This is a genomic window from Zetaproteobacteria bacterium, from assembly GCA_003696765.1.
Taxonomy (GTDB): Bacteria; Pseudomonadota; Zetaproteobacteria; order Mariprofundales; family J009; genus RFFX01.
In genome coordinates this window covers 1-9,886 of sequence record RFFX01000015.1, presented here as the reverse complement: position 1 = coordinate 9,886, position 9,886 = coordinate 1, and the positions used below count along the sequence as shown (strand labels likewise).

Genomic DNA, 9,886 nt, shown 5'->3' with positions numbered 1-9,886 from the left:
ATCGGCCGGATGCTTGCCCCGGTAGCGGCGGGTGACCGGGGTGCGGCTGTCGGTGAGGCCGAGCAGGTATTTCACCGGCTGCAGCTCGGCGATGATCAGCCCGACCATCTCGAATAGATCCTTGGGGTGGACCACCGGCGGCACCAGTCGCGCCAGATCGGTGGTGGCCAGCCCCAGCTTGCGCTGCAGCCGCTGGGTGGTGGCCAGAAGGGCGACCGCCGCGCGCATCGCCTCCGCCGGCTTGGCTCCCGGCTGGCGCGGCGGCGGGAAGGAGCGGTCGTAGAGCTCCATGGCGCGCAGGATGGCGTCGATGTCGCCGTTGAGCCGCATCACCTGGGCGAAGAGATCGGAGGGGGTGAAGCCGGCCCCGTTGAGCGCGTCGAGATCGCTGGAGACCTCATCGAGCAGCAGGTAGACATCGGTCGGCCGCTTGCCGTGGTGCGGTCGGGGGGGAGGGGTCGGGTGGCGCGCCGCCAGCCCCAGCCGCATCTTGATCAGATGCAGTTCGGTCAGGATGCGCCAAGTCTGGTCGTAGACCATTCCGGGCAGGAGCTCCTCGGTCGGGTCGAGGGTGCCGACCGCCAGCGTCGGGTAGTGCTCCTTGCGGCGGAGGATGTTGATCTTGGTCAGGATCTCGTAGGTCTTCTGCCACACATGGCGCGGACGCAGCCGCACGGTGATGCGGCGGTGGTAGGGGGGCGGTGCGATATGGTGGTGGGCCATGATGGTCAGGATATCGGCCTTGATCCGCTCGGCCTGGGCGAAGACTTGATCGGGGGTGATGGCCTCGGCTTCGCTGGCGCTTGCCGGCGCGGCGTCCAGGTGGTGGGCGAGTGCGGCCGGTACGCCGCAGGAGAGCGCCGGCAGCAGGAGCAGAACGGCCGACCATCGGGCAGGGAGGATGGGGCGCAACCGGTGCGCCGCCTCGTCGGGGCGGCGGGTCGACGGTGCGATGGCTGGGGGGGGCGGTGTCCTCATGCGGCGATCATACCGGTGATGAGAATCGCAAAAAGTCCCTCCATGGACTTTTTGGCTTCACGGGGATCGAAGGGCGCGGTCCTCGATCCCCTTACAAATCGGTCGGTTGCATGCGCAACCGACCGATTTGCGCGGCACGCCAACGCCGCGATGATGGTTTCTTGCGAAATCATCATACCGGTGTGGCACGGCAAGACAACAAGGGCAGGCACGGCGTGGAGGCGTTCCTTGCACCGGCCCCGGCTACCTCCGGTGCGGCGAGTCGAGGGCGTCGGCGAGGATGCGCGGGGCCATCCTCAGCCATACACCGCCGGTCAGCACCGGTCGCCGGTGGAGCGGATCGGGGTTGGCGGCGGTGGCGGCGAGGATCGCCCGCCCGCCGCGCAGGGTGGCGGCGATCTGCAGCCGCAATCGCCACGGCAGCCGCTGCAGCAGCCTCTGCCCCTGCCCGAAGAGCGCCTCCGTCTCGCCGATGGCGCGCTCGATCACGCGCCCTGTGGCCTGTGGGTCCGGGCGGCCTGCGAGCAGCGCCTCGTGGTCGAGCCCTTCGTCCTCCAGCCACTCCAGCGGCAGGTAGCAACGCCCCATCGGCAGGTCTCGGCTCAGGTCCTGCCAGAAGTTGGTCAACTGCAGCGCGGTGCAGATGGCATCCGACTCCTCCAGCGCCTCCTGGTCGTCGATGGCGTGCAGCGCCAGCAGCAGCCGGCCGACCGGATTGGCCGAATGGCGGCAATAGTAGCGCAGATCGCCGAAGGTGGCGTAGCGGTGGATGGTCAGATCCATGCGGAAGGCGGTGAGCAGGTCGTGCAGCGGCTCCACCGGCAGCCGGTGGCGGCGGATGGCGTCGCCCAGCGCCAGCATGATCGGGTGGTCGACCGGCTGGCTGCGGGCGCGCTCGAGCAGCGTCTCCCAGGCGTTGAGCTCCTTCTCGCGTACCGATGCCGGCCGGCGTTCATCGTCGGCGATGTCGTCGGCGTGGCGGGCGAAGGCGTAGATCGCCGCCACCGCCGGGCGCAGCGGCCGGCGGATGAAGAGCGAGGCGGTGGGGAAGTTCTCGTAGTGGGTGCGGGCGATCCGTTGGCAGTGGCGGTAGGCGGCGGCCAGCCTCTTCTCATCGTGGGCCATGGCCCAACCCTTCAGCCGGAGTCGTGCCGCAGCAAGAGGGTGTAAAGCGCCTCCTCGACCGATTCGGCCTCGTCCAGCCCGCGCATCAGCGCCACCGGCCAGTCGGCGAGTACTGCGCGGTTGGCCGGGGTGATGCCGCCGAGCGCCACCACCGGCAGCGGGGCGGCGGTGGCGAGCGCGCGCCACCGCTCCACCCCCAGCGGAGGGCGTTGGGGATGGCTGGCGGTGGCAAACAGCGGTGAGAGCAGTGCGAAGTCGGCGCCGACCTCCGCCGCCCGGCGCAACTGGTCGGCGTCGTGGCAGGAGACCGAGATCGTCTTGCCCGGCACCCCCCACCAGCGACGGATCGCGCGCGCCTCCTCCATTCCGGCGGCGGCGAGGTGGACGCCGTCGGCATCGACCGCGCGGGCGACATCGGCGGCACTGTGGACGATCAGTCGGCAGTCGTGCGGGCGGGTGAGCGCGCGCAGCTCGGCGGCCAGGGCGAGCAGCCTGCCGCTGTCCAGCGTCCGCTCGCGCAGGATCAGCGCGGACAGCCCCGCCGCCGCCGCGCGGACGGCCACCTCCTTCAGCCGCTCGATGCCGGTGCGGCGGCTGTCGCTGATGTAGATGACGGCGCGGTTCGGCGTTTTTTCTCCTTGATGCGGCATCGGCCAAGCGTAGCTGCAACCGGGCCGGTTTGCATGGTGCCCGACCTGCGCCCATCATGCCGGACCACGGGCCGGGACGGTCGCAGGGGCAAGAAGTTCACGACGGACTATCTTGCGATGCGATCGGGGGCCCCGCCGAAGGAGGTAGCAGCGCGTGGCGATTCTGATCGATGGTAATACCCGGGTGCTCTGTCAGGGCTTCACCGGCCGGCAGGGCACCTTCCACTCCCGGCAGATGCTCGAGTACGGCACCCGTCTGGTCGGTGGTGTCACCCCGGGCAAGGGGGGGCAGCGCCACCTCGGCCTGCCGGTGTTCGACCGCATGGAGGAGGCGGTGGCCGAGACCGGCGCCGACGCCTCGGTCATCTATGTGCCGGCGCCGTTTGCCGCCGATGCCATCCTCGAGGCGGCCGATGCCGGCATCCGGCTGATCGTCTGCATCACCGAGGGGATTCCGGTACTGGACATGGTGCGGGTCAAACAGCGGCTCGCCGGGCGCGCGGTTCGGCTCATCGGCCCCAACTGCCCCGGGGTGATCACCCCGGGCGCCTGCAAGATCGGCATCATGCCGGGGGCGATCCACCGGCCGGGGAGGATCGGGGTGATCTCCCGCTCCGGCACGCTCACCTACGAGGCGGTGGCCCAGCTCAGCGCGGCGGGGTTGGGGCAGAGCAGTTGCATCGGCATCGGCGGCGATCCGGTGCATGGACTAGACTTCATCGACCTGCTGCGGCTGTTCGAGCAGGACGAGCAGACCGACGGCGTGGTGCTGATCGGCGAGATCGGCGGCTTCGACGAGGAGCGGGCGGCGGCGTGGATCGCCGAGCACGGCAGCAAGCCGGTGGTCGCCTTCATCGCCGGGGCCACCGCGCCCAAGGGGAAGCGGATGGGCCATGCCGGGGCGATCATCTCCGGCGGCCAGGGGACGGCGGAGAGCAAGTTCGCCGCGCTGGAGGCGGCCGGCGTGGCGGTGGAGCGCAACCCTTCGAAGCTGGGGGAACGGATGGCGGCGCTGCTGGCGCAACGCACGCGCGGGTGACCGCGCGGGTCGCCGATTACGACTTTCCCGTTCCGCCGGAGCTGATCGCCGCCGAGCCGCCCGAACGGCGCGACGGCGGCCGGCTGCTGCAGTTGACCGAGGAGGGGCAGCGCGACCGCATGATCGCCGATCTGCCCGAGCTGGTCATCCCCGGCGATCTGTGGGTGGTCAACGACACCCGGGTGATTCCGGCGCGGCTCTTCGCCCGCAAGCCGGGCGGCGGGCGGGTGGAGCTGCTGCTGATCGAACGGTTGGAGGGCGGCTGCTGGCGGGCATGGCTGCGCGCCAACCGCCCGCCTCGGCCAGGCATGGTGCTCTCCCTCGGCGACGATAGAGCGGTGCGGCTGCTCGAGCGCGACGGGCGTGAATGGCTGCTGGCGCTGGAGGGGGACGAACAGGCGCTGCTCGCCCGGTATGGCCACATGCCGCTGCCCCCCTACATCGGCCGTCCCGATCTGCCGGCGGATTCCGAGCGCTACCAGACGATCTTCGCCCGCCATCCCGGCGCGGTGGCTGCCCCCACCGCCGGACTCCACCTCACCGAGGCACTGATGGCGCGGATGGAGGCGGCCGGGGCGACCTTTGCGGCGGTCACCCTCCATGTCGGCCCCGGCACCTTCCAGCCGGTGACCTGCGATCGGCTCGATGAGCACCGTATGCACGAGGAGCGCTATCGGATCGGTGCCGAGGCGGCGGAGCAGATCAACCGGGCCGTCGCCGAAGGCCGGCGCATCGTCTGTGTCGGCACCACCGCGCTGCGCACGCTGGAGACGGCCTGGCACGACGGGGCGGTGCGGGCGGGGGCGGGGCGCACGCGGCTGTTCATCCACCCCGGCTACCGCTGGAGGGTGGTCGATGCGCTGTTGACCAACTTCCACCTGCCGCGCTCCACCCTCTTGATGCTGGTCTGCGCCATGGCCGGCCACGGTCGCATCCGGGCGGCCTACCGCCATGCGGTCGCGTCGGGCTACCGCTTCTACTCCTATGGCGATGCCATGTTCATCGACCGCCGCAGGTTGGGGGGGTAGCAGGCGGTGTGCGGCTTCGTCGCCATCCTTGGGCGTACCGCCCCCGGCGAGCTGGAGCGGATGGCTCAGGCGGTGGCACCGCGCGGGCCGGACGATCACGGCCGCCACGACGATCCGCCGCTCTCCGCCATCCACCACCGGCTGGCCATCGTCGGCGCCGATGCGGCCGGCCGCCAGCCGATGACCATCGATGGGGTCACCGTGCTGTTCAACGGCTGCATCTACAACTACCCCGAGCTGCGCCGCCGGCTGGAGCGGGAGGGGGTGGCCTTTACCGGCCGCAGCGACACCGAGGTGCTGCCCCATCTCTTCCGGCGCCATGGCTGCGGCATGTTTCCCCTGCTCAACGGCATGTTCGCCCTGCTGTTGTGGGATGCCCGCAGCCGCCGGCTGACCATCGCCCGCGACCGCTGCGGCGAGAAGCCGCTCTTTCTCTGCCGCCAGCAGGGGCGGGTGGGGCTGGCCTCCACCCTCGACGCCTTCGCGCGCGGCGACTGGCGGCTCACCCCGCGTATCGATGCGGTCGGAGAGCTGCTTGCCACCATGCGCATCGAGGCGCCGCGCACCCTCTACCGCGAGGTGTGGCAGCTGCCCCCCGGCTGTTGCGCCGAGCTGGACGGCGACGGGGCGATCACGCTGCGGCGCTACCACCGGCCGGGGGAATGGGAACCGCCGGAGGAGAGCTGGGTGCGGCGGCCGACGCCGGCGGCGCTGGAGGCGCGGCTCGACCAGGCGTTCGCGCTGCGCACCCTGGCCGACAAGCCGCTCGGCGTCTTCCTCTCCGGCGGGGTGGACTCCTCGCTGATCGCCGCCTCGCTGGCCCGGCAGGGCAGCGGGCGGCTGCACACCTTTTCAGTCCGCTTTGCCGGCGGCGGCGCCGACTACGACGAGACCCCCCACGCCGAGGCGGTGGCGCGCCATCTCGGCACCGACCACCGGGTGCTGGAGGTGGCGCCCGATGCCGAGGAGGTGTTGGAGGCGATGGCGCGGGGGGTTCGATCAGCCGGTGGGCAACGCCGCCGCGCTGCCCACCTTTCTCATCAGCCGCGAGGCGCGCCGCTTCGTCAGCGTGGCGCTCAGCGGCGTCGGCGGCGACGAGCTCTTCGGCGGCTATCCGCGTTACCTCGGGTTGTTGTGGCACGCCCGGCTCCACCGTCTGCCCGGCCGGAGCATTTTGGCCGCGCTGGGACGGCGGCTGGGCGATTCCGACTCCAGCCGAAATCTGCGCGGTCGGCTGCGCCGCTTTCTCACCGCGCTCGACGACAGCCCCGCTGCCGCCTACCGCCGCTGGATGCGCGCCACCGAGGCGGAGCCCGGGGCGCTCTTCACCCGAACGATCGAGCCGGTGGAGGATCCCTGGCCCTCCGCGGCGGAGGATGCCGGCGGCCTGGAGGGGCTGATCGCGCGGCTGGGGGTGGTCAATGGGGCGATGGCCTTCGATCAGTGCAGCTACCTGGCCGACGACCTGCTGGCCATGGGCGACCGCATGAGCATGGCCCACGCGCTGGAGCTGCGCGCGCCCTTTCTCGATCCGGAGCTGATCGCCGAGGCGCTGTGGCTTGCGCCCCGCTGCAAGGTGGCCGGGGCGCCGTGGGGCGAGGGGCTGAAGCTGCTGCTGCGGGCGACCGCCCGCCGTCGGCTGCCGGCGGCGGTGATCGACCGGCCCAAGCAGGGGTTCATGGCGCCGGTCAAGCTGTGGCTGCGGCGCGATCTGCGCGGGCAGGTGGAGGAGCTGACCCGGCGCGACCCGGTGGGCGGGCTGGTGCGGCGGTCGTTCGTCCGCTCTGAGTGGCGGCGCCATCTAGCCGGGGAGGATCGCGCCGATATCCTGTGGGGCATCCTGCTGCTCGATCGCTGGGCGGCACAGAGGGGGTGGCGGTTTTGAAGGGATCGAATCGCAAAAAGTCCATGGACCTTTCGCTCGACGGGGATCGAAGAGCGCGCTCTTCGATTCCCTTACAAAACCTTCGCTTGCATTCGCAAGCTTCGGTTTTGTGCGGCACGCCAACGCCGCGATGATGGTTTCGCAACATGGCTGCCGTGGCTGAGGGGTTGCGCCTGCTGCTGGTGGCCGATGTCTCGGCCGAACAGGTGCTTGGCGGCGCCGAGCGGATGCTCAACGCACATCTGCGGGCGCTGCTCGAGGCGGGCCATACGGTGACCCTGCTCACCCGCCAGCCCGATCCCGATGCGCCGCTGCGGATTGCGCTTCCCTGCGGCATCGACGAGCACCGGCTGCCCTACGATGGCGATCGTGGGCTGCGCGGATTCATGCAGCTGCGCCGCGCGGCCGGCGCGTGGTGGCGGTTGCGTGCCTCCCATTTCGATCTGGTGGTCGCCGAGCAGCCTTTCGTCGCCGCCGCGCTGGTTGCCGCCGGCTGTCGGCTGCCGCGGCTGCAGGTGTGCCATTCGCTCGCCTGCGAGGAGTATGCCGGCCGCTACGGACTCGACGGAGGGCTGCGGGCGCGGTTGGCGGCAGCGGCGATGCTGTGGCTGGAGCGCTGGATCTACCGCACCGCCGACCGGGTGCTGGCGCTGAGCGTCTTCACCCGCGAGCGGCTGCGCCGAATGGTCGGTGTGGCGCCGGAGCAGGTGGTGATCGCCCCGGCGGGGGTGAGCCTGCCGCGGCGGGTGCGCGCGGCGCAGCGCCAGGCGTGGCGCGCGCAGTTGGGCTGGGAGGGGCCGGTGGTGGTCACCCTGCGCAATCTGGTGCCGCGCACCGGGGTCGATCTGTTGGTGCAGACGGCGGCCATCCTGCGGCGCAGCCATCCCGCGCTGCGCTGGTGCGTGATCGGCGCCGGGCCGCTTCAGCAGCCGCTGCGTCATCTGGCGGGGATGCTCGCGGTGGAGGAGCAGATCGAATGGTGCGGCTATCTCGACGAGGAGCAGGTGGCCATGCGGATGGCGGCGGCCGATCTCTTCCTGCTGCCGACGCGGTCGCTGGAGGGGTTCGGGCTGGTGACGCTGGAGGCGGCGGGGTTCGGTCTGCCGGTGGTGGCCACGCCGGTGGACGCCAACCTCGAGGTGGTGCCGGAGCTCGACGACAACCGGCTGGCAGAGGCGGCCACCCCGCAGGCGCTGGCCCGGGCGGTGGGCGAGGCGCTGGCCGCGCAGCAGGATGAGGAGTATGAGGCGCGTGCCACGCGCATCCGCGACCAGGCGCAGCAGCGCTTTCCGTGGCAGGCGCACGACGCGGCGCTGCTGCGGGCGATCGCGCAGATCGCCGCGGGGTGAGGCGGGCGGCTGCGCGTCCCCTCTGCCGGGAGGGCGGTACGTAAGTACCATGCGCTTCGGGCTTCTGCTAGCGTGCGCCGCTGGTTCGGGACGGGGTGTTGTGCGACGTGGCGGCGTGGAGCGATCGGCGGCCGTCCCCCGTGATGGGGATGGAGGGGCATCGGCTCCGCAGCATGGAGGGCGGCTCTTCGGATTCCCGTACAGCCAAAAGGTCCATCGGACGTTTGACGATCGGATCCATCGAAAAGGAGTGTTCGATTCGTGATTCAGACAGAGGTAACGCAGCTCGGGGCTTGTGAGCACGAGGTGCGCGCGCGCCTGCCGCAGGTGGAGTACGACCGCGTCTACAAGGAGAAGATGGAGCAGTTGCGCCGGCGGGTGCGGCTGCCCGGCTTCCGCCCGGGGAGGGTGCCGCCCCATGTGTTGCGCCGCACCTTCGGCGCCGACCTCCATCAGCAGGCGGTGGAGGAGCTGGTCCGCACCCATTTCGCCGCCGTGCTCGATCAGAGCGGGCTGAAGCCCGCAGTACAGCCCGAGCTGATTCTGCCCGATCGGGAGGCTTCGGGGGAGGGGTTCGAGTTCACCCTCAAGGTGACCACCATGCCCGAGATTCCGTTGGAGGATCTTGCGGCGAGGGAGGTGGAGCGCCTGAGGATCGAGGTGGAGGAGTCGGACGTCGAGGCGGTGGTCGAGCGCATGATGAAGAACCAGTCCAACTTCGTCCCCGACGACGGGCGTGCGGCGCAGGAGGACGACCGGCTGGTGATCGATTTCGTCGGGACGATCGATGGGGTTCCCTTCGAGGGGGGCAGCGCCGAGCAGGTCCGCCTGGTGGTGGGCGAAGGGCGCTTCATCCCCGGGTTCGAGGAGCAGCTGATCGGCGCGCGGGCCGGCGACGAGGTGACCGTGCGGGTCGAGTTCCCCGACGACTACGATGCCCCCCATCTGGCCGGGCGCAAGGCGGAGTTCGCCGTCACCGTCCATGAGGTGGCCCGTCCCGAGCCGTGGGCGTCGGTCGATGAGCTGGCGCAGCAGCTCCATTTCGCCGATGCGGCGGAACTGCGCGCCGGCGTGCGGGCCCAGTTGGAGTTCGAGGCGGAGTCGATCGCCTACGAGGCCAACCGCAGCGCGGTGGCGACATCGATCCTCGCCGGCCGGAAGGTGGCGCTGCCCGAGGCCTTGATGCAGGAGCAGCTGCGGGCGCTGATCCGCGATACGCGGGAGCGGATGAAGCAGCGTGGGACGCCGATCGGCAGCGATTTCTTCACCGACGAGGTGAAGGCGGGAATGCGGGAGCGGGCCCGGAACGATCTGCTGTTCGGACTGGTGGTCCGCGCCCTCTCCGATGCGGGGGGGATCGAGGTCGACGAGGAGGGGGTCCGTGCCGAGCTGGAGCGGCGTCTGGCCCGGATACCGGCGAGCGAGCGGCCGGCCGCCGAGGCCAGGATCCGCGGCGACAAGGGGGAGATGGAGCGGATCCGGGATCTGGTGCACGAACGGAGCTGCATCGCCTGGGCGCTGGAGCGGATGGCGGTGCGCGAGAAGGTCATGACCCTCTCGGCCTGGCAGGAGGAGGCCGATGCCGCCCGGCGGGCGGCGGAGGAGGAGGCCTCCGGGGAGGGTGCATCCAGTGGAAGCGGCGGTGATGCGGCCGCCGGTGGGGCGCAGTCGGCCTAGCATCGGTGGTTGCATGCCGTCCGGCCGGGCGGTAGGATGGAGGGAGAGATGCCCTCCTTTCGCCCTTCGTCGGGCATCGCGGCCACGGACGGCCGCGCAAATCCGGAGGTTGCGCATGCAACCGATGGATTTGTAAGGGGATCGAAGACCGCGCT

Annotated in this window: 7 protein-coding genes and 1 pseudogene; 5 read left to right on the top strand and 3 right to left on the bottom strand. The window is 70.9% G+C overall.

Features of this window, described 5'->3' with window-relative positions; translation table 11 throughout:
- The 3 genes from D6682_01825 to D6682_01815 form a co-directional block, all read right to left on the bottom strand.
- On the bottom strand, nucleotides 1–912 hold a 912-nt coding region (locus D6682_01825), incomplete at its 3' end, for a hypothetical protein (protein ID RMH52489.1).
- A gap of 309 nt (nucleotides 913–1,221) precedes the next feature.
- A complete protein-coding gene (gene hpnC, locus D6682_01820) occupies nucleotides 1,222–2,103 on the bottom strand; it encodes a squalene synthase HpnC (GenBank protein ID RMH52488.1) in 882 nt (293 codons plus the stop codon).
- A gap of 11 nt (nucleotides 2,104–2,114) precedes the next feature.
- On the bottom strand, nucleotides 2,115–2,753 hold the full coding sequence (locus D6682_01815; protein RMH52487.1) for a thiamine phosphate synthase: 639 nt from the start codon (nucleotides 2,751–2,753) through the stop codon (nucleotides 2,115–2,117).
- 154 nt (nucleotides 2,754–2,907) lie between these two features.
- Here D6682_01815 and sucD point away from each other — a divergent pair, with 154 nt between their 5' ends.
- The 5 genes and pseudogenes from sucD to tig all read left to right on the top strand — a co-directional run bounded on the left by sucD (nucleotide 2,908) and on the right by tig (nucleotide 9,731).
- Entirely contained in the window at nucleotides 2,908–3,792 is an 885-nt protein-coding gene (gene sucD / locus D6682_01810) for a succinate--CoA ligase subunit alpha (GenBank protein ID RMH52486.1), read from the top strand.
- Nucleotides 3,789–4,820, top strand: a complete 1,032-nt coding sequence (queA, locus tag D6682_01805) for a tRNA preQ1(34) S-adenosylmethionine ribosyltransferase-isomerase QueA (GenBank protein RMH52485.1) — start codon at nucleotides 3,789–3,791, stop codon at nucleotides 4,818–4,820. The genes sucD and queA overlap by 4 nt, the downstream gene beginning before the upstream one ends.
- A gap of 6 nt (nucleotides 4,821–4,826) precedes the next feature.
- Nucleotides 4,827–6,705 (top strand): annotated as a pseudogene (gene asnB / locus D6682_01800) (asparagine synthase (glutamine-hydrolyzing)).
- A 146-nt stretch (nucleotides 6,706–6,851) separates the two neighbouring features.
- Nucleotides 6,852–8,054 (top strand): glycosyltransferase family 1 protein, encoded by a 1,203-nt coding sequence (locus tag D6682_01795; GenBank protein RMH52484.1) that lies wholly within the window; start codon nucleotides 6,852–6,854, stop codon nucleotides 8,052–8,054.
- Between the two features lie 261 nt (nucleotides 8,055–8,315).
- Nucleotides 8,316–9,731, top strand: coding sequence for a trigger factor (gene tig / locus D6682_01790; protein RMH52483.1), 1,416 nt, complete (start codon nucleotides 8,316–8,318; stop codon nucleotides 9,729–9,731).
- Nucleotides 9,732–9,886: the final 155 nt, after the last annotated feature.

Excerpts from the sequence above, each read along its gene's own strand:
- D6682_01815 (RMH52487.1), bottom strand. The coding sequence starts at position 2,753 with ATGCCGCATCAAGGAGAAAAAACGCCGAACCGCGCCGTCATCTACATC.
- D6682_01795 (RMH52484.1), top strand. The coding sequence starts at position 6,852 with ATGGCTGCCGTGGCTGAGGGGTTGCGCCTGCTGCTGGTGGCCGATGTC.
- hpnC (RMH52488.1), bottom strand. The coding sequence starts at position 2,103 with ATGGCCCACGATGAGAAGAGGCTGGCCGCCGCCTACCGCCACTGCCAA.